At 52.2% G+C, this 20,955-nt stretch carries 15 protein-coding genes; 9 read left to right on the top strand and 6 right to left on the bottom strand.

The window, feature by feature from the left end; translation table 11 throughout:
* Nucleotides 1-49: 49 nt before the first annotated feature.
* Together RIC19_RS25695 and RIC19_RS25690 are read right to left on the bottom strand one after the other, a co-directional pair.
* Entirely contained in the window at nucleotides 50-547 is a 498-nt protein-coding gene (locus RIC19_RS25695; RefSeq protein ID WP_350181259.1) for a hypothetical protein, read from the bottom strand.
* Nucleotides 548-576: 29 nt separating this feature from the next.
* Complete coding sequence (locus RIC19_RS25690) at nucleotides 577-1,359, bottom strand: ParA family protein (RefSeq protein ID WP_350181258.1); 783 nt, start codon at nucleotides 1,357-1,359, stop codon at nucleotides 577-579.
* 485 nt (nucleotides 1,360-1,844) lie between these two features.
* Here RIC19_RS25690 and RIC19_RS25685 point away from each other — a divergent pair, with 485 nt between their 5' ends.
* From RIC19_RS25685 to RIC19_RS25675, 3 genes are all read left to right on the top strand, one after another.
* Nucleotides 1,845-2,726 (top strand): cyanophycinase, encoded by an 882-nt coding sequence (locus RIC19_RS25685; protein ID WP_350181257.1) that lies wholly within the window; start codon nucleotides 1,845-1,847, stop codon nucleotides 2,724-2,726.
* A gap of 289 nt (nucleotides 2,727-3,015) precedes the next feature.
* A complete protein-coding gene (locus RIC19_RS25680) occupies nucleotides 3,016-4,656 on the top strand; it encodes a T9SS type A sorting domain-containing protein (protein WP_350181256.1) in 1,641 nt (546 codons plus the stop codon).
* Between the two features lie 316 nt (nucleotides 4,657-4,972).
* On the top strand, nucleotides 4,973-5,560 hold the full coding sequence (locus RIC19_RS25675) for an OmpH/Skp family outer membrane protein (protein ID WP_350181255.1): 588 nt from the start codon (nucleotides 4,973-4,975) through the stop codon (nucleotides 5,558-5,560).
* A 2-nt stretch (nucleotides 5,561-5,562) separates the two neighbouring features.
* Here the strand turns inward: RIC19_RS25675 and RIC19_RS25670 are convergent, their stop codons facing one another.
* From RIC19_RS25670 to RIC19_RS25660, 3 genes are all read right to left on the bottom strand, one after another.
* Nucleotides 5,563-6,948 (bottom strand): YfcC family protein, encoded by a 1,386-nt coding sequence (locus tag RIC19_RS25670; protein WP_350181254.1) that lies wholly within the window; start codon nucleotides 6,946-6,948, stop codon nucleotides 5,563-5,565.
* 39 nt (nucleotides 6,949-6,987) lie between these two features.
* Nucleotides 6,988-8,292 carry a Type 1 glutamine amidotransferase-like domain-containing protein gene (locus tag RIC19_RS25665; RefSeq protein WP_350181253.1) on the bottom strand — a complete coding sequence of 435 codons (1,305 nt, stop codon included), beginning with the start codon at nucleotides 8,290-8,292 and terminating at the stop codon, nucleotides 6,988-6,990.
* 66 nt (nucleotides 8,293-8,358) lie between these two features.
* Nucleotides 8,359-9,225 carry a T9SS-dependent choice-of-anchor J family protein gene (locus RIC19_RS25660; protein ID WP_350181252.1) on the bottom strand — a complete coding sequence of 289 codons (867 nt, stop codon included), beginning with the start codon at nucleotides 9,223-9,225 and terminating at the stop codon, nucleotides 8,359-8,361.
* Between the two features lie 602 nt (nucleotides 9,226-9,827).
* On the opposite strand from RIC19_RS25660, the gene RIC19_RS25655 reads away from it, so the two are divergent.
* The 5 genes from RIC19_RS25655 to RIC19_RS25635 all read left to right on the top strand — a co-directional run bounded on the left by RIC19_RS25655 (nucleotide 9,828) and on the right by RIC19_RS25635 (nucleotide 19,202).
* Nucleotides 9,828-12,980, top strand: a complete 3,153-nt coding sequence (locus RIC19_RS25655) for a SusC/RagA family TonB-linked outer membrane protein (RefSeq protein WP_350181251.1) — start codon at nucleotides 9,828-9,830, stop codon at nucleotides 12,978-12,980.
* 21 nt (nucleotides 12,981-13,001) lie between these two features.
* Nucleotides 13,002-14,351 (top strand): SusD/RagB family nutrient-binding outer membrane lipoprotein, encoded by a 1,350-nt coding sequence (locus RIC19_RS25650; RefSeq protein ID WP_350181250.1) that lies wholly within the window; start codon nucleotides 13,002-13,004, stop codon nucleotides 14,349-14,351.
* A 9-nt stretch (nucleotides 14,352-14,360) separates the two neighbouring features.
* Nucleotides 14,361-15,278, top strand: a complete 918-nt coding sequence (locus tag RIC19_RS25645) for an isoaspartyl peptidase/L-asparaginase family protein (protein WP_350181249.1) — start codon at nucleotides 14,361-14,363, stop codon at nucleotides 15,276-15,278.
* Nucleotides 15,279-15,907: 629 nt separating this feature from the next.
* Nucleotides 15,908-17,029, top strand: coding sequence for an FIST signal transduction protein (locus RIC19_RS25640; RefSeq protein WP_350181248.1), 1,122 nt, complete (start codon nucleotides 15,908-15,910; stop codon nucleotides 17,027-17,029).
* 103 nt (nucleotides 17,030-17,132) lie between these two features.
* The gene (locus tag RIC19_RS25635; RefSeq protein ID WP_350181247.1) at nucleotides 17,133-19,202 is read left to right on the top strand and encodes an ATP-binding protein; all 2,070 of its coding nucleotides are present in this window, start codon (nucleotides 17,133-17,135) and stop codon (nucleotides 19,200-19,202) included.
* Here the strand turns inward: RIC19_RS25635 and cysM are convergent.
* Nucleotides 19,175-20,059, bottom strand: a complete 885-nt coding sequence (gene cysM / locus RIC19_RS25630; protein WP_350181246.1) for a cysteine synthase CysM — start codon at nucleotides 20,057-20,059, stop codon at nucleotides 19,175-19,177. The two genes, RIC19_RS25635 and cysM, sit on opposite strands and share 28 nt — an antisense overlap.
* Before the next feature lie 156 nt (nucleotides 20,060-20,215).
* Here cysM and RIC19_RS25625 point away from each other — a divergent pair, with 156 nt between their 5' ends.
* A complete protein-coding gene (locus RIC19_RS25625) occupies nucleotides 20,216-20,953 on the top strand; it encodes a hypothetical protein (RefSeq protein ID WP_350181245.1) in 738 nt (245 codons plus the stop codon).
* Nucleotides 20,954-20,955: the final 2 nt, after the last annotated feature.

Here is a 20,955-nt window from a genome sequence, read left to right as displayed (position 1 = left end):
GGTATGAAATCAGGAATTTATCCTTCGCTGGCCGCTATAGTTGGGCTGTTTACTTTTCTTCCGTTTCCATGCGGTTGAGGTAGTCCTCTACGATCTCGTCGATGACGTCTCTGAGCAAAGACCGTTGGTTGCGGGCAATGCTTTTGAGCTTTTCCAGTTTGACGGGGTCAAAAGACAAAGTGATCCGTTTGGGGCGGTTACGGTCGGTTGTTGATTCGGGCTGTGGGTCAACCGTACTACGGATGAGGGCATCGAGCCCTGCCATAGGGCGGCGGCGTTTTTTCTTTACGCTGGGCTTGGCCGGAATGGCTTCATCCCGTTTTTGCCGTTCTCCCAGTTGCCGCTCCATAGAGTCGTCAAAGGCTTCCTGCAGGAAGGACTGCAGGTCGGAGGAGAAGTTTTTTCCGGAAGAGGACCGCTTGGGTTTTTGCTCGTGGGCATCCTGATCTTCAGCCTTCTGAACATCAAACCAGTCTTTGCCTGCTTGCTGCTCGTCGACAGGGCCGAAGAGGCTCTCCATGCCTTCTGTAAATCTTTTTTTGCTCACGGTCAAAAATTTATAACCTGATTAATATCCTACTGCCTTTTCTCCGCCATCATCTGGTCAAACTGCTCCATGCGTTTGAGTATTTCCTTGCTGAGGCTCAGGTAGTCTGCTGCGCCTGAGCTATTACGGCTGTACGCAAAAATATCCTTGCGCTGTGCCGGTGCTTCAGCAAGGGCTACGGTATCCCGGATTCTGGTCTCAAAAACCAGGTTGCCGAAATACTTTTCTATCGTATCCGCTACATCGCGGTTGAGCACTTTCCGGCTATCGTACATGGTGGCAAAAACGCCGCCAATCTGTAGTTTCCTGTTGAGCCGCAGCTTTACTTTCTGAATCACCTGCTTGATCTTAGCTAAGCCTTGCATGGCCAGGAACTCGGTCTGCAAGGGGATCATCACAAAATCACTGCTCGTAAGGGCATTCAACGTGAGCAGCCCAAGAGAAGGCGGGCAGTCGATGACGATAAAGTCATATTCCTCCAAAAAGGGGTCAAAGAGCTCCTGTAGAATGAACTCCCGGCCAGCTTCATTGATCAACTCCATTTCGGCACCGGAAAGGTCAAGCGTTGAAGCGACAACATCGAGGTTCTCTTTTGCTGTCACCGGCTGCAATCCGGATTCTCCCCGCATCGCCTCATAAATGGTAACCGGCGGGCGGGGCACACCAAGCGATAGGGTGAGATTGGCCTGAGGGTCTAAATCAATCAGCAGGACACGCTTGCCCAACTCCACCAGGCCGGCCCCGATATTGATCGCACTCGTTGTTTTACCAACGCCGCCTTTATGATTTAATAAAGAAATGACCTTTCCCATAAGCTGTTTGTTGGTGGCTTTTTTCTAAGGTAACAAAAAATACTAATATGGCAGCTTACCGTGGGCAAAAATAGCCTTTCATAAAGAATACCTGCAAAATTGGCCTGAGAATTTGAGCGAATGAGAAAAATGGCCCGCACTTTTGTGGATCATCCGGGTATAGGATTGGGCCGGCCAGCCCCATGAAATGCCTGATTGCCCAAAAAGGAAGGGTACGCCATAATTTTTACAGAGCTGCATAGATCGCACAGCGCCATCTGTAATAGATGTCGGCGGAATTGCGGAACTTTGGGGCGAGCGTTTTAGAAACGAAAAGAAAGCCTACTTTTCCCACAACGATTCTAATCTGAATTTGGCAAGAGCTACCTTAGAGCGTGTTGGGACTTTTGTCTTCTAGTCGGAAACTAACCATTTTTTGGTTGGCCGATTACTAAAGCCCCAACACGCTTTTAATACACTCTTAAGCCTGTGCAAAAAAAAGAAATATGCGCCTGATCACGTTACTCCTGATCTTTATGCTTTCGGCCGTAGGTTGTGCAGATCAGACCGGACTGCCGGTTAACCCTGCCGCTGAGCCTGCAACATCAGCTCCACTTGGTAAACTCTTCATCATAGGAGGGGGGAAGCGGCCGCCCGGATTGGTCCAATCACTGGTACAAGCCTCCGGGCTTGATCAGGGAGGCTACGGTATCATCCTGCCGATGTCCAGTGGCGAGCCGGATACCTCAGCTTACTATGCGATCAAACAATTTACAAGCCTGGGTCTCGAGCAATCCCTGTTCCGGACCTATAATTTTCAAAAAGGGGCGTACCCGAAGCCGGCAATAGACTCTCTGCGCAATGCCCGCCTGATCTACATCACCGGGGGGGACCAGAACCGGTTTATGGAGGTGGTTGCGGACAGTCCGGTCTATGAGGCCATTCATGAGGCTTATCAGGCTGGAGCCACGATTGCAGGGACTAGTGCCGGAGCCGCCGTCATGAGTGACCAAATGATCACAGGCAATGAGCACCGACATCCGGAATATACCGGTGATTTTCGCACCATTGAATCTGAAAATATGGAAATCGCGGAGGGGCTGGGGTTGCTCAATAACGCCATTATTGACCAGCATTTTATCTGGCGCATGCGTATGAACCGGCTGATTACCGTGGTGCTTGACCACCCGGATCAGATTGGGATCGGTATTGATGAATCTACCGCGATTTTAGTGGAAGATGGCCGTTTTGCTACGGTACATGGGCAGTATCAGGTCATTACTTTACGGCACCCCTCTGGCATGACCACGGTGCAGGATAGCCTTTTGGGCGGGCGCGGGCTTGAGCTGGGCGTATTACTGCCGGGGGACACCTTGAGCCTTCAATAGAGTGGGAACGCATCCTGGCTCTTTTCAGTCAAAGCGCTGAAAAAAATAGTAATTTATTCTATTCAAAGAAAATGTCCGCAACAAGATTAGGCTTTTATTAAACTTATCACTATATTTGACGTGAATTAGTCATAATTTCCCCCCACTCAATAAGTCTGGTCTAAGTTTCATTGATGTTTCAGTCGGTGCTCGTGGCATTCTACTAACGTGTATTACCCCCGGAACACCACCATCGATTTATGCATATTCATTAAATCAAATTATTTAGTTTATTAAACCTTCAAATTCTATGAAGAGATTAAATTACACCTTATTGACTATCATGCTCGTTGCATTTGGCATGGTAGGGGTAAACGCCCAGGATATTACCCATGCAGATGATAGTTTCACAGTTACGCAGGGTACTACAGTCAACTATTATGACAATGGTGGCCCTGGTTGTGATGACGACACCGACAGCCCTGGCGAGTATATTGCCGACTCTGATGAAACAGCTGTTATCTGCCCGGACGTAGCAGGTAGTACCATTACTATTGAATTTCTTGACGTAGACGTTGAGACTCGTGGTGGTACTGTTGCTCCATGTTGGGACTTTATTAACATTTATGATGGTGATAGTGATGCCGCTCCTCTGCTAATCAGTGGTTGTGGTGAAGAAGGTTTCGCTTCCTGTGCTGGTTTACCTGGTGACGGAAGTGACGCGTTCGGAGTAGAAGGTAGTGCAAATGACATCGATGGCTCAAATGCTCCTAGTCCTGTAAACAACGTATTCACTTCTACTGCCAGTAACGGTTGCTTAACCGTAAACTTCACTTCTGACGGTTCTGTCCAGCAAGGTGGCTGGGTAGCTACTGTTTCAGCTAGCGCGGTAGGCGGTGGCCCTACTTGTGATGACGGCATCCAAAACGGTGACGAGACCGGTGTGGACTGCGGTGGCTCTTGCGAGCCTTGCGTTGCAGCCCCTACTTGCGATGACGGCATTCAGAACGGTGACGAGACCGGCGTTGACTGCGGTGGTTCCTGCGCACCTTGTGTGGTGACTTGTGAGACTTTCAACCTTGATCTTGACTTTGACAATTTCTCCAGCGAAACATCCTGGGAGATGGTTGATCTTAGTGGGACACTGGTAGATTCAGAAAGTTACAGCGCTGGTCTGGATGCGACGACAGAAACGTTCTGCCTCGATCCTGGTTGCTATGAGTACACCATCTTCGACAGCTTCGGTGATGGCATTTGCTGTGGCTTTGGTAATGGCAGCTACACCTTGTCTGACAGCGATGGTGGTGTCGTAGCTTCCGGTGGAGACTTCGGTGGTTCAGAAACAAGCTTCTTCTGCACAGCGCCGCCTGCGGACTGTGTTGCACCTACGGCATCTGCTACGGTCGTACCTTACTGCAACAATGGTGTGTTTATGGTACTGGTGAACCTCGGCAGCACAGGTAGCGCTAACGCTTTAACTATAGCTAACACAGGTGGTCAGCCAGCGCTGCAGAACGTAGTCTTCCCAAGAAGGTACTTTGTTGGTCCTTTCCAAATCGGGGAGGAAGTGGATATCCGTATCTACGACCAGGAGAACACCGCTTGTATCACTATCCTCGAGGGCCTTACAGACAACTGCAACAGCAGCCTGTTTGATGCTGGTAACCTGACTAGCGAGACTACCCTGAACGAAGAAATCAGTGTATTCCCGAACCCAACAGCAGGTGATGTCAATGTGAACCTCGGCTCTGTTTTGGGCCAGGAGGCAAACATCCGCATCATGAACGCTGTAGGTCAGTTGATCGAAGAGCGTCAGATTGGTGCTGTTGAGAACGTGACTGAGCGTTTCGACCTGTCTAATCAGCAGGCGGGCATGTACTTCATCCACGTTGATGTAGCGGGTGGTGATAGCCACGTTGAGCGCGTCATCCTGGGTACAGCGCGTCCCTAAATGATAAAGCATTCCTTTCTCATCTGATGGGAAAAGAAATCTATACTGCGGGCTATTCTTCTTCGGAAGGGTAGCCCGTATTTTTTTGCCTTTATGGCCTCAGAGTTTGTTTGGAGCTTACTTCTACTGCAACGCCTTGATTTTCATAACAAACCTGCTCCAATCATGGCCCCACAGAAAAATGTGTGGTACTTTTACCCTTACAAGCTCTAAAATTCAACCACAACTTCCTTTTGATCAATTGTTTATCAAATTTTAAAAAGCCGAAAGTTGTACTGTTTGTTTTTTTTCCGTCTCTTTGCGCAAAATCACACCAATGAAAGCCAATATTTCCCTGGCATTGAATGCCATCCTGCTCATCGCAGTAATCTACTTGTTCACGCAGCAATCGGGTACATCAGCGTCTGACAGCCCGTCAACGGCTTCAGCTACCAAAGCAGATGAAACCCTCGATATTGTCTACATCGATGCCGATAGCCTTCTTAATAACTATGCCGATTTCCGCAAAAAACAGGAAGACCTGTCCAGTCGGCAGCAATCTGCTTCTCAAAGCCTGAACCAGCGGATGCAGTCCCTTGAAAAGGAGTTCCGTCAGGTGCAGTCTAAGGTGCAGCAAGGGCTGCTGACGCCCAATCAGATTGCGGCTGAGGAGCAACGCCTCGGTCAAAAACAGCAGGCGTTGATGGCAGAGCAAGAGCAGCTTTCCGCCACACTGGGCGCAGAACAGCAGCAGCTCGCAGCCGACTTCCAGGACAACCTCCGAAGCCTGATGGACAGCCTGCAGGAAGCCCGCGGCTATGATTTTATCCTACAGTATGGACAGGGCTCAAGCCTGCTCGGTGCCCGCGATGGTTTCGATATCACCAATGATGTCCTGAATATATTGAATGGAAAAGCAGAGTAGGCCTACGCCCACTCGAATAACAGGACCGGTGGCAGCAGTAGCAGCATACAGGCTGCGCAGAGCAGCAGGAAAAGGGGCAAAAACCACCTGACCCATACGTTGTAAGGTATTTTGGCGATAGCCAGTACGCCCATCGTAACTCCACTCGTGGGAATGATGAGGTTAGACAACCCGTCTCCAAATTGAAAAGCAAGTACGGCTGTTTGCCGGCTGATCCCCAGTAGGTCGCTGAGCGGTGCCATGATGGGCATCGTAAGCGCGGCCTGCCCGGACCCGGAGGGCACAAAGAAGTTGAGCAGGGTCTGGAAGAGGAACATGATTTCAACGGTCACTGCTTTGGGCAGCCCTTCCGATAAGCCGGCTATGGTATGCAAAAGGGTATCGATAATCTTCCCCTCTTCTGCGATGACAATAAGCCCTTTTGCCATTGCAATCACAAGGGCTGCCGTCATCATATCTTGAGCGCCGTCTTTGAATGCGGCCACACTTTCTTCCAGTCCAAGGTGAGAAATGATGGCGGCCACGATGCCCAGCCCGATGAAGAGCCCGGCTATTTCATTAATGTACCATCCCCATTGCCCGACGCCGTAAACGAGCAGGAGCAATGCTGCACTTAGTGCCAAAAGGACATAACGGTGAGCAGCCGTGAAGGGAAGCTGTTCTGCGTTGCCCAATTGCCCAAGGTCCCGCTTTTGGTCTAGCTCATAAACCGGACTGAGCGTAGGGTCCTGCTCCAGGCGGAGCGCATAGCGCATGATGTAGATAATGCCGATCACCGTGGTCACCACCCAAACCAACAGACGGTAGCCCATACCACTCGCCGGTGGCAACTCCGCAATGCCCTGTGCCACTCCGATGGTGAAAGGGTTGATGAACGCCCCCGCAAACCCCAGTCCGGCCCCCACAAAAGAGACCGCTATTCCGGTAATGGAATCGTAACCGAGCGCCAGGGCCAGCGGAATAGTAATGAGTACAAAGACCAAAACCTCCTCGCTCATACCAAAAGTAGCGCCCGCCAGGGAGAAGAGTGTGATGACAAGAGGGAGGATCCAGTGCCGGTACCGCGGATGGCGCTCGCTGAAGTTGATAATGCTCTGCAGCCCTGCGTCAATAGCGCCGGTCTTGGTGATGATACCAAAGGCACCGCCCACCAGAAAAACAAAAGCAATGATCTGAGCCGCGGAGATAAAGCCCCGGACAGGCCCCTGAAGCAGGGCGCCCAGGCCCTGAGGGTTGGCTTCCACCCGCTGATAAGAGCCGGGCACAAGCACTTCCCTGCCATTGGCCAACGTTCGTTCAAATTCACCAGCAGGTACAATCCAGGTCAGGGCAATGAATACGATCATGATGCCAAAAATGATCAACAGGGTATCCGGGAATTTTTTCATTTCAATGTAGTTGGGCGTTGAGGTACAACAGACTTTTGACTATTCAATAATGACTCTTGCTATGGCAAGCTGTCCTTCGATAATGGCTTCGAGGGTGTAAACGCCGGCTGGTAGTCCGGCAATATCTAACGTAGAGGGGGCATTGCTCCAATGCTTTACCGGCTGCCCGGTTATCGTGCGCAGGGTCAGTTGCCCGGTGCTGCCCTGTCCTTTCCAGTGCCAAAACAGTTGCCCCGAAGCCGGGTTGGGGAATACCGAAAGGCTGCTGTTATACAGGAGCTCAGCGGTTGAAGTCAGCACATCGGCGCAATCTCCGTTCGTCTCCGGAATACGGATGAGCTCGCCAGACTCCACGTACCAGTTTTGCCATTCCCCGCCCTGTACCGTTTGCCAGTCGGTCAGGTCTACAGTACCGGTCCCTTCCAAACGGGCAGGCAGGGCATAGACTTTCACTGCGCTTTGTCCACGGTTCCAGGTCAATGGTGTCCCGGCTTCCATGATTTCGGGCAGGAATTCGTTCTGACAATTGGCCTGCAGGAAAAATACAATATCTTCCTGAAACTCCGGGTATTCCCCAAAGGCGCGTGCCAGACCGTTTTCATCAATACAGGCAGCGGTATATTCATTGGCGGCTATACCAAAAGACTGGCTTTGAGTAGCTGCTGCGATGCGCGCCAGGAAACCCACATGCCGGCCGGGCCGCTCCCGCTGTTCGTAGTGGGTGTCGGTGACTGTATTGTCCAGAAAGGGTAGTTCCAGAAAGTCATTTTGCCCCAGCACCTCGTAATCGGGGTGGAAAGGGTCGGACAGGGCTTCTTCAGTGGTGAGGGAGGAGCCCGAGGGCGCGTAGTACCAGTTGCTGAGAATGGCCATACCTGCACTTGTGCCGCCTACGGTTACGCCTTTTTCATTGATTAGGTAATTGATGGCTTCCTGTACAGGAGTGCCCTGCCAGTACGAAAGGTAGTCGTACTGATCGCCACCGGCAAAGAACAGGCATTCGGCATTGCGGATCTGGTTTTCTACATATGGGTCATTAGCGGCAGCTGCATTATCAAAGCGGATCGTCTCCACCGAATTGACGTATACGCCCAGCTCTTCAAAGAAGTAAGCGTTGTAGCCATCCGAACCACTGGCACGCAGCACTACAACGTCGCCGCTGTCGGCACGTTCGAGCATCCACCGCATGGCCTCATCGCTGTCGCCACCACCGCCCGCCAGGACGATACCGGGGACCGGGTCGGTGGATACATCTGTAGTGTCACCGGTGAAAAAACTGGAGTAGCCTTGCGCCTTTAGCAGTGCAGGGGCGATCAAGAGTAAAAAGAGCGTTTTAATTTGCATGGTCAAGGAGGTATATGGGCAAAAAAATGGGCCGGGAATATGCCCGGCCCGAGAATGATCAAGAGGTTATCGAACAAAAAGTTGAGTTGTGCCGACTTTCTCAGCAGTACGCACACTAACAACGTAGACACCGGCAGGCAATCCGGCTGTTTCCAGCTGCACATTGTGGCGGCCTGCTGCCAAACGGCCTTGTCGCAATTCCTGTACCGCACGGCCGCTCAGGTCCTGAACTGTGATTGCGACATCCGCTGCCTGCTCCAGGGTGTACTGTAGCGTTGTACCTGCTGCAGTTGCCGGGTTGGGAGCCAGGTTGAACTCAAAGGCAGCGTTATCCAATGCTGCTACACTGGAGATCTCCCCTTCGGTAATGGTAATGTCATCAATCAGCAGCGCATCGCCGCTCGGGGTGATGTTGCGGAAAGCAATGTGAACGCTTTGGCCGGCGTAATCCGCCAGGCTCGCCTCCCGCATTTGTGGAGCCTCCCACTCCTCAGGGTCATAGCTCGCCAGGATAGCGCCGTTGGCCTCAAAACTCTCAAAAGTGGGCTCCTCCGGATTGATCAGTACCTGGTAGCTGTCCGGGAAATCCCCGGAGGAGGTGGTGGAAATGGCTGTCCAGCTCAGGGTGGAGTTCTCGGTAACGGTGATCTTTGGCAGGATCATCCAGTCATCTGCCGGGCCGGCATCATCTACGTACCAAGAGATACTTAGGGCACCGAAGCTTTCCAGCAGGCCACTTTCAATGACCATCCAGGCCGTATCCGCGAAACCGGCATCATCTGGCTGATTGGGCACGAGCATATCCCGGTTGATCAGCGTAAAGCTTTCGGGCATAACGCCGTCTTCAAAATCGTATACAATGGTTTCCTGTGCAGAAACCGGTAAAGTAGCCAGTACTATGGCTACGCAGACAAGTTGTACTAGTCTTTTCATCGCAAAAAGTTTTAGTAAACAAAAGTGATCCTATACATGACCTGCCTCCATACCACAGGCACGAAGAGTGCTGCTGTACGCAGAACAGGGAAACAGACTCAAAAGGAAGGGATATTAGCAGTCGAAAATAGGCTGTAGCCCCATCAAGCTAAGCTGCTTGTGGGTAGAAAGGGTCGCCCTGATTTTCTGATGTAGAGTTGACATAATTAAAAGACTGCATTAAGTCGAAAAGCAAACTTACGAAAAAAAATACTTTCTTGCCATATTTCAAATGGCAATCCTGTCCTGAGGCGGTGGATTCCATCCTTTAGCACGGGATGAAAAGAGGCCTCATTTGGCAGTATGGTCGCAAATCCATATTTTTGCATTAGCCTATAAAATAAAACATGCGTATACAGCAAGTCATATATCCGGTCAAAACGACCCGCTTCCTGCAAGAGACACCCAGTCTCTCCGGCTTGCAGCCTATCTTCGATTGCTAATCTTTTTCAGCTGCCGGCACAGCATTTTCTATGCGTGAGGTGTTCCAGCCTCATTTGCCATTCCTGCATTTCCTGTTGACTATTCTGCTGGTGTTCCCACCGGTCCAAAATATTTTTATCATGTACAGACCTATCCTTATTGTGGTCGGCTTGTGCCTGTTTGGTATGCTGCCTGCCATGGCTCAGCAAACCATATCGGGTACCGTCACAGACGATGCCGACCCCCCACAGCCGCTTATCGGCGTAAGTGTTTTTGTGAAGGGCAGCCCAAGTGTGGGCACCATCACTGATTTTAACGGGCAATACAGCCTGAATACAGACGAGGCTGCAACCACATTGATTTTTTCCTACATTGGTTACGACCGCCTCGAAGTACCGGTTGAAGGCCGCAATAGCATCGATGTGCGCATGGGCGAGTCTGCGGAGGTCCTCGATGAAGTCGTGGTAACGGCCGTCGGGATTGAGCGCAGCAAAAAAGCCCTGGGCTATTCCGCTGAAGAAGTGGGCGGCGAACAACTGGTCAACGCCCGGGAGAGCAACCTGGTCAATGCCCTGAGCTCCAAAGTGGCCGGCGTACAGGTCACCAGTAGTTCCGGCAACCCCGGTGCTTCCGCCAATATCGTGATCCGTGGCCGTACTTCCCTGAATGAAAATTCGCCCCTGTTTATCATTGATGGGGTGCCAATAGACAACAGCTTCGCCGGTTCCAACTTTACGGATCAGTCCAACCGCGCCATTGATATCAACCCGGATGACATAGAGACCCTAAATATACTCAAGGGTGGGGCTGCTACCGCGCTGTACGGGGTGCGGGCTGCTAATGGTGCCGTACTGATTACCACCAAAAAAGGCCGTGAGGGCGGGGGCATCAGCCTCTCCCAGTCGGTTACCTTCGACCGGGTCAATCAACTGCCGCAACAGCAGCAGCTTTTTGCACAGGGTGCTCCTACCGGGAACGTCCCCGTCTACCTGGGGCCGGGCGAGTCCAACCGCTCCTGGGGCCCACGCATGGATACCCTGCGTTATGATGGGGATGGGACCTACCGCTATAGCCCCCTCGGCCGCATCGTGGGACAAAGTGACCCCACGGCCACTGACCAACGGGTTGTCCCGTTTGACAACTTCGACAATTTCTTCAATACCGGGGTGACTTCCAATACTTACCTCAGTGCCAGCGGTGGCAACGGGGAGACCAACTATTTTGTCTCTAGTGGTTACCTGCGCCAAACCGGCATCGTCCCCAACAGTACTTTCGAACGCTTCACCCTGAAGGTTTCCGGTGACACGCGCATCAGCGATCGCCTGAAGGTTTCCGCTTCGGCCAATTATTCCAACTCAGGAGGCGACCGGACCAACCGGGGCTCTAACCTGTCTGGTGTGATGCTCGGGCTGACCCGTGCCCCTGTTTCTTTCGACCTCGCCAACGGTTTTGAGGATGCAGAAGATGCGCCTGCTGCCTATTCCTTTGCAGACGGTACGCAGCGCACTTACTGGAGTGCCTACGACAACCCTTTCTGGTCGGTCAACCGCAACCTGAGCCGGGACCGCGTCAACCGCATTATCGGCAATGCCGGCTTTGAGTACACCTTTACCGAATGGCTGAGCGCCTCCTACCGGGCCGGCACCGACTACTACTTCGAGGAGCGGACTTCTTACTGGGACAACAACAGCAACGAATTCGGTACGGGTGTCATCTTCAACGACCTTTACTCCTACCGCAGCCTGAACTCTGACTTCCTGCTCACCGCACAGGGCGCCCTGACTAAGGACTTTGACGGACGGCTGACGCTGGGGCACAACTATTTCAGTGAGCGCGGCTATTCGGATGTAACGGAAGGAGAGAATTTTATCATCCCTGACTTTTACGATATCTCCAATGTCTCTCAGGTTAGTTTCGCTGATGATAACGTCACCCGGCGCCAGATTTTTGGTACCTTTTACGATGGGCAGCTGAGTTTCCGCGACTACCTTTATTTTAGTTTTACCGGGCGCTGGGACTGGTCTTCGACCTTGCCCACCACTGAAGTGCCTTTCTTTTATGACAGCTACAGTCTGGGTTTTGTCTTCACGGAGCCGCTGGGGTTGGCCACGAACCCTGTCTTTTCCTTCGGCAAGTTGCGGTTTTCCTACGCCCGGATTGGCAAGGATGCCTTCGCTTACGCACTGGATAATTTCTTCGTCCTGGGCAGCCCCGTGAAAGGGCAGACCGCCTTTGGCCCGGCCACATCTATCGGCAACCCCAATCTGCGCCCCGAGGAGACGCGTACTCTGGAAATCGGTGCAGACCTCCGCTTCTTCCAAAACCGGCTGGGTATTGATTTCACTTGGTATGACCTGGAGAGTGTAGACCAGATTTTGGCCGTGCCCATCACGTTCTCCACCGGTTTCGCAACGGCCATTACGAATGCCGGGCGGGTACGCAACACCGGCGTGGAGATACAACTGCGCGGTACACCGGTCAAAGGCCGCGATTTCAGCTGGGATGTCGACCTCAACTTCACCGCCAACGAGAATACCGTGGAAGAACTGGGCGAAGGCGTGCCTGACCTCAGTTTCGGCTCAGCGGGCGTTGCTTCCACCAACAACCGCGCCATTGAGGGGGAGCCTTTCGGAGTGCTCTACGGTACCCGCTGGTCGCGCGATGAAAACGGTAACCGGCTTATTGACGCAGAAGGTTATCCTATCTACGACCCGCAGGACCCCGGTATCGTTGGCGACCCCAACCCGGACTGGATCATGGGGCTACGCAACAGCTTTACCTTCAAAGGGTTTTATGTCTCTGCTTTGCTCGACGTTCGTCAGGGTGGTGATATCTTCAATGGCACGGTGGGCGTTATGCAAAACCTGGGCATCCACAAGAGCACCGAAAGCCGTGAAGAAGAAGTCGTGGTGGAAGGTGTCTACGCGGAAGGCACCATCATTGAGGGGGAGGACGTCTCCGGCCAGGCCAATACCACGCCTGTACGCCTGGATTCCCGTTACTACGGCCGTTATCCTTTTGCCGGAGTGTCAGAAGCTTCGATAGAAGACGGCTCCTGGGTGCGCCTGCGCGAGGTGACGGTCAGCTACCGCTTCCCGCAGACGATTGTAGGTAAATTGCCGGTACGCAGCCTGGAGCTTGGCATCAGCGGGCGCAACCTCCTGCTCCTTACTGATTACAGCGGTATCGATCCTGAGACCAACCTCGCCGGTGCGAGCAACAGCTTTGGGCGGGACTATTTCAATACCCCCAATACCCAGAGCCTTGGCGTCAACCTGAAAATAGGATTTTAATCAGACCAAAAGATCAGAATTATGCTACTTCGAAATATATCGCTTTTCCTGCTGGCCACTATTATCCTGGCAGCCTGTGAGCTGGAAGAGACCAACATCAACCCCAATGACCCCACCGATGTGCCGGTGACCGTCCTTCTGCCTACAGCGATGGAAGAGACCGCAGAGAACCTCTCGGAAGAAGCTGCCGTCATTGCCGGTATTTTCAGTCAGTACTTTGTGGGCGTCGACAACCGTGCGCTGACCGTTGAAAGTTACCTGCTCGACGAGGCCTTCAATATGAACCCGATTTGGCAGGACTTTTACAATGGGCCGCTTAATGTCCTCAATATCATCATTGAAAAATCGGAAGCAGCCCAAGCCCCCCACTACGCAGGTGTAGCCAAAGTGCTCATGGCGCTCAACCTCGGTACTGCCGCGTCATTGTGGGGCGATATTCCGTACACTCAGGCCTTTCAGGGTGGGGGAGATTTCAGCCCGGATTATGACTCGCAGGAGGATGTGTACCGGTCGGTACAGGCCCTTCTGGACGAAGCTATTCAGGACCTGCAATCTGAAAGTACGTTATCTCCCGGCGATGACGATGTGATTTATCAGGGCGATCTGGCGCTATGGGCCAAAGCCGCCCATGCTCTGAAAGCCCGGTATTATATGCACACCATTAAGCGGGATGCAGAGGCACCAGCTAAAGCCCTGGCTGCTATGGCGAATGCTTTTCAGGCTCCCGGCGAAGGGCTGGTCTACGCTTACGGTTTTACAGAAGCCGAACAAAACCCTTGGTTCATCTATTTCAAAAACACGCCTTACGTAGAGATAGATGCCTACTTCTCCGATCTGCTCGATGAGCTGGACGACCCCCGTAAAGACGGGTTTATCCGCCGCTCCTTTGGGTTGGAAAGAGTGGGTGATTTCTACGCTGCCGAGGATGCGTCTGTACCCATTATGACCTATCCTGAGCTGAAAATCCTGGAAGCCGAGGCCCGGCTTCGGGCGGGCGAGGGTGGCGCTGAAGCAGCCCTGCAGGAGGGAGTGCGTGCCCACATTCAGGAAGTCACCGGTGGCATTTCCGATACGGAGCTGGATGCCTACCTGGATGCGCACGCGACGCTGGACGGTGACGGTACTGCCAATTTACGTACGGTATTGCAACAGTTGTACCTGGTGCATTTCACGCAGGTGGAAGGCTGGACGGACTACCGCCGTACCGGGTTTCCTGAGCTGGAGCCCAATCCGGATGGGAGCAACCCTCAGAACCCCGGTGGCGGTATCCCGCGCCGGTTTATATACCCTCAGAACGAACGCCTATTCAATAACAGCTTCCCCGCTGAGAACCCGAATCTGCAAGACCGGTTCTGGTGGGATGCCGAGTAAAACCAATCTATGTCAACTTATTCTCTCGCTATACACGGAGGGGCTGGTACGATCTTGCGCTCCGAAATGACCAATGCTCAGGAGCAAGCCCACCGTAAAGCACTGGAACAGGCCCTTGCAGCCGGCGAATCGGTGCTGTCTGCTGGGGGGAGTGCTCTTACCGCTGTGGAAGCAGCCGTAAAAAGCCTGGAAGACTGCGAGTATTTCAATGCCGGCCGGGGTGCGGTATTTACCCATGACGGACGCAACGAAATGGACGCTTCCATCATGTGCGGTGCCACTCTGAATGCAGGTGCTGTAGCTATGGTGGAAGGGGTGAAAAATCCTGTCTCCCTTTCCCGCCTGGTCATGGAGCGCAGCGACCATGTCTTTCTTTGCGGGCCCGGTGCCCAGGAATTTGCCCGTGATTTGGAAGTGCCTATTTTGGACGCAGATTACTTCTTTTCAGCATTCCGCTACGAGCAACTGGAGGAAGCACGGGCCAAAAACCGGGTGCAGCTCGACCACAGCGATAAATTCGGTACCGTTGGCGCAGTAGCACTGGACCTGCAGGGCAATCTTGCCGCCGCGACCTCCACCGGGGGGCTGACCAATAAACGCTATGGCAGAGTAGGGGACAGCTCCGTTATCGGCGCGGGCACCTATGCCAATAACGCCACTTGCGCCATCTCCTGCACGGGCTATGGGGAATACTTCCTGCGTGGGGTAGTCGCTTATGATGTGTCCTGCTTAATGGAGTATCAGGGTTTGTCCCTGGAAGCAGCAGCAGACCGGGTCATTAACCACAAACAAGCAGCCATGGGCGGCGATGGGGGGCTGATCGCTGTAGACCGGTACGGTCATATTGCAGCCCCTTTTAACTCCGAAGGAATGTACCGGGGCTGGGTAAGAAAAGGTGGAGCGCCTGCTGTAGCGATTTACAAGTAATGCTCATACTGATTGGATAGTGGACCATAAGCCTTGATGCGTCGGCGGGCATTGCAGGGTTGAGATGGCGCTGCCCCTTCCCATCCCGGTTCTACCGGGATGCCTTTTTTTAGTCCCTTAGAGCAGCAACCGGTTTTTTATACCTTTGTATTCACATATGGGAAAAAAAATTTTGATTACAGGCAGGATTTTATAACTTTACGCTATATAGCTTAACATAGATATTATTATTCCCCCGAGATATAGCAGTCTATTACCTTTCTTAACCTAAGGGTACCTTTCTGAGGTGATCTTTCACAAGATGCGTCATTGGGAGCGTGTTTGGACTGTAGTAAACGGTCTGTCCCGCTCCCTGGAACAGGGTGCTTTTTGCTTTGATGATCCGCCTGCCAAACTGATTTGCCATAGCAGGCAGGGGCAGGGAAACCGGTGTTTAGCCTTCGCTGAACAAGGATTTTTGGTAAAAAATACAAGCAAAAAATGACCAGGTTCTGGCTGGAAGGCTAAAATCCCAATACGCTGTAAGTTTCCAATCCAACAAGCTCTAACCGTCTGCTTAGCTACCTACTCAAATTACAACCGCTTTTGATCGGTATTGTACCTCGTATGCAATGCAAAACCAAAGGGAAATGTACATTCAGTCAGACGACTATAACGACATAACGGATCGTATTTTGGAGCTGGATATCCGGCCTCAGGACTTGATCATCCTGCTTGTGGCTGAATCAGAAGTACTGGACCTAAAAGCATTGATCGATCAATTGAATAAGGCTGAAGTGCCCTTTATCGGGGGTGTTTTTCCCGGGGTCATTCATAACAGCAAGCTATATAGAGCAGGCGTAATTGTCAAAAAACTCCGGGCAGTCAGCCCACCTGTGATCATGACGGGTTTAAATACTTCAGGCTTTGAATGGCCAGATTTGAAAGGCGTTATTGAGGGTGTCAACACTCCTGTTACAGCATGGATTATGATCGACGGGCTGATGTCTAATATTGCCCACTTTCTTTCCGGGCTTTATGACCGCCTTGGCGACCGGGTAAATTTCATAGGAGGAGGGGCAGGGTCGCTGTCTTTAAAGCAGCAGCCTTGTTTGCTTACGCCCGAAGGGCTGGTGCAGGATGCGGCAGTGATTGCCCTGCTGGATTACGATACGCACCTGGGCGTGAAGCATGGTTGGAAGCGGCTGGCCGGACCGGTCGTTGCTACCCGTACTTCTAAGAACGTGATTCATGAGCTTAACTGGGAAGAAGCATTTACCGTTTACAGGGGCTACATTGAGGCAGACTGTGAATGCACTTTCAACGCTCAGAACTTTTTTGAGGTTGCAAAGTGCTATCCCTTTGGGATTTCCAAATCTGACGCAGAGGAAGTCGTCCGTGACCCTATTTCAGTAAATGAAGAAGGCGGGCTCGTCTGTGTAGGGGAGGTGCCCGAGAACGCGGTATTGAATATCATGAAAGGAACCGCTGATAACCTGATAGCAGCAGCTGCAGAAGCGGTGGAAGAGACGCTGAAAAACGCTCCGGGCAATGAGTATGTCCGTCATACGATGGTTGTGGATTGCGTATCCCGTGCCCTTTTTCTGGAAGACCGGCATGAGGAAGAATTGGAGCAAATTAATAGGCGCATCAAAGCAGTGCGCAGCGAAGTTAGCCCGCAGGGTATGCTAAGCTTAGGTGAAATTTCTTCCTACGGGGAGGGCTATCTGGAATTTTTCAATAAAACGATCGTTATAGGGTCGCTTTATTAACGAATATAGGTAAACGAACACTAATAAAAAAACAAACTCAATGGCTGCGGCGGTTCTGCCACTGCCCGTTGTAGATGTGATGAACAAACAACACTAAATCGACATGGATAAAATCGTTCGCGAAATATCCGATCTTTACGAATTATCGCTATCTATTGGTGCGGGTTTCGGTACCTACGCCAATTGCGAGCAATTCCTTTCGGTGCTATTGGCCCGCCGCAACCTGGCTTACGGTGCAGTCTGGGTCGCTAATCATGACATTCAGGGTAGGCCTGAAGCCTACCAATTGCTCTGTGCCCGACCGGCCTGCAAAGCTGTGCAGGCTACTTTGGCCGCTGATCACCCCATCCTCCATGCGCTGGATAATAAGGCCGTACAAGTCTGGCCGGTAAGTGAGGTGCCCTTCCCTGCATTCCTGGAAGCCAATCAGATCAATAAAGGCTATGTCGCCCTGTTGTTGCTTGGGCCAGGCGCGTTCATGCTGCTGCAGGGCGCTTCCGCTGTAGCTTTGTCAGACCGTGTTTTACGACAGCTGCGGCCGGTGCTGAAAAAATTTGCAGTAGCCCTTGAGGGTTGCATGGCGCATGAAAAGTTACGTGAAGAGACACGGCAACGCAAAATCGCTCAGGAAGAGGCAGAGGTGGCCCGCCGCGCCCAACAGCAGTTTCTGGCTAACGTCAGCCACGAAATCCGTACGCCCATGAATGCCATGCTAGGCATGGTACACCTGCTTCGGGATACCAACCTGGACAGCCATCAGCAGGAATACCTGGATGTCATGCGGTTTTCTTCTGACAATTTGATGGACCTCCTCAATAACATCCTGGATGCTTCCAAGATCGAAGCGGGAGAGATCGCCCTTGACCTCAGGCCCTTTGACCTGCACCGCCTGCTTAGCGGGCTGCATCAGTCTTGGCAGTTAAGGGTCAAAGACAAACCCGTACAGTTTGTTTATGAGCACGACCTGCCCAGGGATATAGCCTTTGTAGGAGATCCTATGCGCTTGCAGCAAGTGCTCAATAATGTGCTGAATAACGCGAGTAAATTCACAGAATCTGGTACCATTTCTTTAAAAGTGCATTTGCTGCACCGCACCACACATCAGGCAGACCTTCGGATTATGGTCAGCGATACCGGCCAGGGTATTGAAGCGGAACACTTGCCGCGGATTTTCGATCAGTTTAAGCAAGGGCGCAAGAGGGTAGGGCAGGGGCATGCCGGCACCGGACTGGGGCTTTCCATCGTACGGGAATTACTGGCGCTGATGGATGGCACGGTCTCAGTAGCAAGCGAACAGGGCGTGGGCTCTACCTTTACCATTGAGCTGACTTTGCCCGTTGAAGAAAAAGCCAAGGTGAAATCAGCAATGCCGGTATCAACGGGGCAAAATCTGCTTTCAGGCATCAAAGTTCTGGTGGCGGAAGACAACCTGATGAACCAGAAATTAGTCTCCCGTATTCTCGATAAGTTTGGTTGCGAAGCTGAAATCGTCCCCAATGGTTTGGAAGCCATTCGGAGCTGCGCCCACAACCAGTACGACCTTATCCTCATGGATATCCATATGCCTAAAATGGACGGGCTGGAGGCTTCAAAACGCATCCGGGTATCCGGCAAAAATACCAAGACTCCAATTGTTGCGCTCACTGCTGCTGCCCTGCTTGAGGAGCGCAATCATGGATTAGCCTCCGGAATGAATGATTTCGTGACCAAACCATTTGCACCTGATCTGCTTCGGCGCGTCATGCTAAAATGGCTGGCTGATGCTGCCCCAAGGTTGGAAGATGACAATGCGCCGCCAACCGAAGAATCACCAGCGGAAAAAATTGATTTGACTTATCTGCATGCGATGAGCGGAGGAGACGAAGTTTTCATACAAGATATGCTCCGTACTTTTCTTGAGGAAATCCCTGAGCTGATAAAGCAAGTGGAGGGCAACCTTGAAGGAAAACTTGCGCCCGAGCTCTATAGCGTCGTGCACAAGTTTAAGCCCAGCTTAGCGATGATAGGCTTGAAGCAACAAGAGAAAGCCTGTGCTCAAATTGAGCGCCTGACAAAGGAAGATCAGCCGGACTGGGCTGCGGTAAGCGATGCCAGCTACAAGTTGTTGCATGTGGTGCGCAAAGCCCGGCACGATCTGCAGCATCACTATTCGAAGATTCCGGAGGAAAGGTAGCGGTCGCCCCGGTCGCAAATGATACAAACGATCAGGCCTTCTTCCAGGGTTTCAGCCAGGCGGGCGGCAGCAGTGACCGCTCCGCCACTGCTCATGCCTGCAAAGATGGCTTCCTCCTGAGCGAGCCTGCGCATCATAGCCTGCGCGTCGTCCTGAGACACATCAATGATCTGGTCTACCCACTCCGGGTCATAAATTTTGGGCAGAAATTCCGGTGACCAGCGCCGGATGCCAGGGATGCTCGACCCATCGGTTGGCTGTACACCTACGATCTGAATCTCCGGGTTTTGCTCCTTCAGGAAGCGGGAGGTGCCCATGATGGTACCAGTCGTTCCCATGCTGGAAACAAAGTGGGTCACCTGTTCTTTGGTATCCCGCCAAATTTCCGGCCCGGTGGTATGGTAGTGAGCGCCCCAGTTGTCAGGATTAGCAAACTGGTTGAGCATGAAATAACCACCTTCAGCTACCATCTTTTCCGCCACCTGCCTGGAATACTCAATCCCACCTTTCTCACCCGGCGTAAGTATCACCTCTGCCCCGTAAGCCCGCATGGCTTGTGCCCGCTCTGCAGTAGCCGTATCCGGCATGAGCAGCGTGATTTCAATGCCAAAGCTCCGGGCAATCATCGCCAGTGCAATGCCTGTATTCCCACTTGTGGCTTCCACCAGCTTCATGCCGGGCTTCAGGCCTCCGCGGTCCACGGCTCCCTTAATCATGCCGTAAGCTGCCCGGTCTTTCACACTGCCGCCCGGATTTTGCCCTTCGAGCTTCCCAAAGACGCGCACGCCTGGTTTGTCAATGATGTTCTTGATTTCTACCAGAGGAGTATTGCCAACGAGCTGGAGGATAGAAGACATGGATTTAAGTTTTATCTTGGGTTTGCTTTTATTTTTAGATAACGATCCTTTGGAGATTTGGGTTGGATTTGCAGCCGCTAAAGTTTTACGATCAAAATAGTCAAAAATGGATCCCACGCCCAAAAAAGCCTTAACTTCATAGCTCAAAGCTGGAATATGTCTGCTTCAACCACCTGCACCATCTGCCAAACCAAGCTACAAGGTAATTACTGCTCCTCCTGCGGGCAGCGCTACCTTGGCAGGCGCGTCAATACCTGGGATGTGATTGGTGGCTGGCTGTCGGGCCTGCTGCTGCCGGAGCGCTCCCTGCTGGGCACCTTCCGGCAATTATTGGCCAATCCCCGTTACATTGTCAACAACTACTGGTCCGGGTTCCGTGGGTACTATTTGTCGCCCAGCCAGCTGGTGGTGTACATGCTCTTCATTTTCGGCCTTCACCTGGCTTTGGTCAACCAGGAAATCCTGGGTATCACGGTGAATGTGAGTGGGGTTTCAGATTCCCTAAAGTCGTTCCTTTCGCCTCAACTGTTTTTGTTCCTGTTGATGATCCCGATGCTGGCCCTTTCTACAGCCGCTGTCTACTACCGGCATAAGCATAGTTTCCCGGAGCATTTTACTGCCGCTATCTATCTTTTTGCACTTTGGGCCATCCTGTTTACACTGCTTTACGATACGCTCTACCTGCTCTTAGGCATGGAGCTGGGGTCTTTGCCTTTCTGGTTCTTTGGTGTAGTATTCCTCTGGAGTGCACGAGTGTTTAGCCCCGAAGGCAGCGCCTGGTACCGGGTATTGTTAAATGCAGTCCTTTCTATCCTTATGCTTGTCTTTATTTTAGCTATCCTACTCGGCATTGCCTATTTGCTGGACCCGGAAGGGACGATAGAGCAGAGGTAGTT

The organism is Phaeodactylibacter sp. (genome assembly GCF_040219495.1).
Classification (GTDB): Bacteria; Bacteroidota; Bacteroidia; order Chitinophagales; family Saprospiraceae; genus Phaeodactylibacter.
Note: the sequence above shows the minus strand (reverse complement) of the source record. Positions and strands in the feature narration are given on the sequence as shown.

Bases quoted from the DNA above. Each gene is read 5' to 3' on its own strand.
- RIC19_RS25640 (WP_350181248.1), top strand. From the start codon at position 15,908: ATGTACATTCAGTCAGACGACTATAACGACATAACGGATCGTATTTTG.
- RIC19_RS25665 (WP_350181253.1), bottom strand. From the start codon at position 8,292: ATGCAAATTAAAACGCTCTTTTTACTCTTGATCGCCCCTGCACTGCTA.
- RIC19_RS25680 (WP_350181256.1), top strand. From the start codon at position 3,016: ATGAAGAGATTAAATTACACCTTATTGACTATCATGCTCGTTGCATTT.
- RIC19_RS25660 (WP_350181252.1), bottom strand. From the start codon at position 9,225: ATGAAAAGACTAGTACAACTTGTCTGCGTAGCCATAGTACTGGCTACT.
- cysM (WP_350181246.1), bottom strand. From the start codon at position 20,059: ATGTCTTCTATCCTCCAGCTCGTTGGCAATACTCCTCTGGTAGAAATC.
- RIC19_RS25670 (WP_350181254.1), bottom strand. From the start codon at position 6,948: ATGAAAAAATTCCCGGATACCCTGTTGATCATTTTTGGCATCATGATC.
- RIC19_RS25690 (WP_350181258.1), bottom strand. From the start codon at position 1,359: ATGGGAAAGGTCATTTCTTTATTAAATCATAAAGGCGGCGTTGGTAAA.
- RIC19_RS25685 (WP_350181257.1), top strand. From the start codon at position 1,845: ATGCGCCTGATCACGTTACTCCTGATCTTTATGCTTTCGGCCGTAGGT.
- RIC19_RS25650 (WP_350181250.1), top strand. From the start codon at position 13,002: ATGCTACTTCGAAATATATCGCTTTTCCTGCTGGCCACTATTATCCTG.
- RIC19_RS25655 (WP_350181251.1), top strand. From the start codon at position 9,828: ATGTACAGACCTATCCTTATTGTGGTCGGCTTGTGCCTGTTTGGTATG.
- RIC19_RS25675 (WP_350181255.1), top strand. From the start codon at position 4,973: ATGAAAGCCAATATTTCCCTGGCATTGAATGCCATCCTGCTCATCGCA.
- RIC19_RS25635 (WP_350181247.1), top strand. From the start codon at position 17,133: ATGGATAAAATCGTTCGCGAAATATCCGATCTTTACGAATTATCGCTA.
- RIC19_RS25645 (WP_350181249.1), top strand. From the start codon at position 14,361: ATGTCAACTTATTCTCTCGCTATACACGGAGGGGCTGGTACGATCTTG.
- RIC19_RS25625 (WP_350181245.1), top strand. From the start codon at position 20,216: ATGTCTGCTTCAACCACCTGCACCATCTGCCAAACCAAGCTACAAGGT.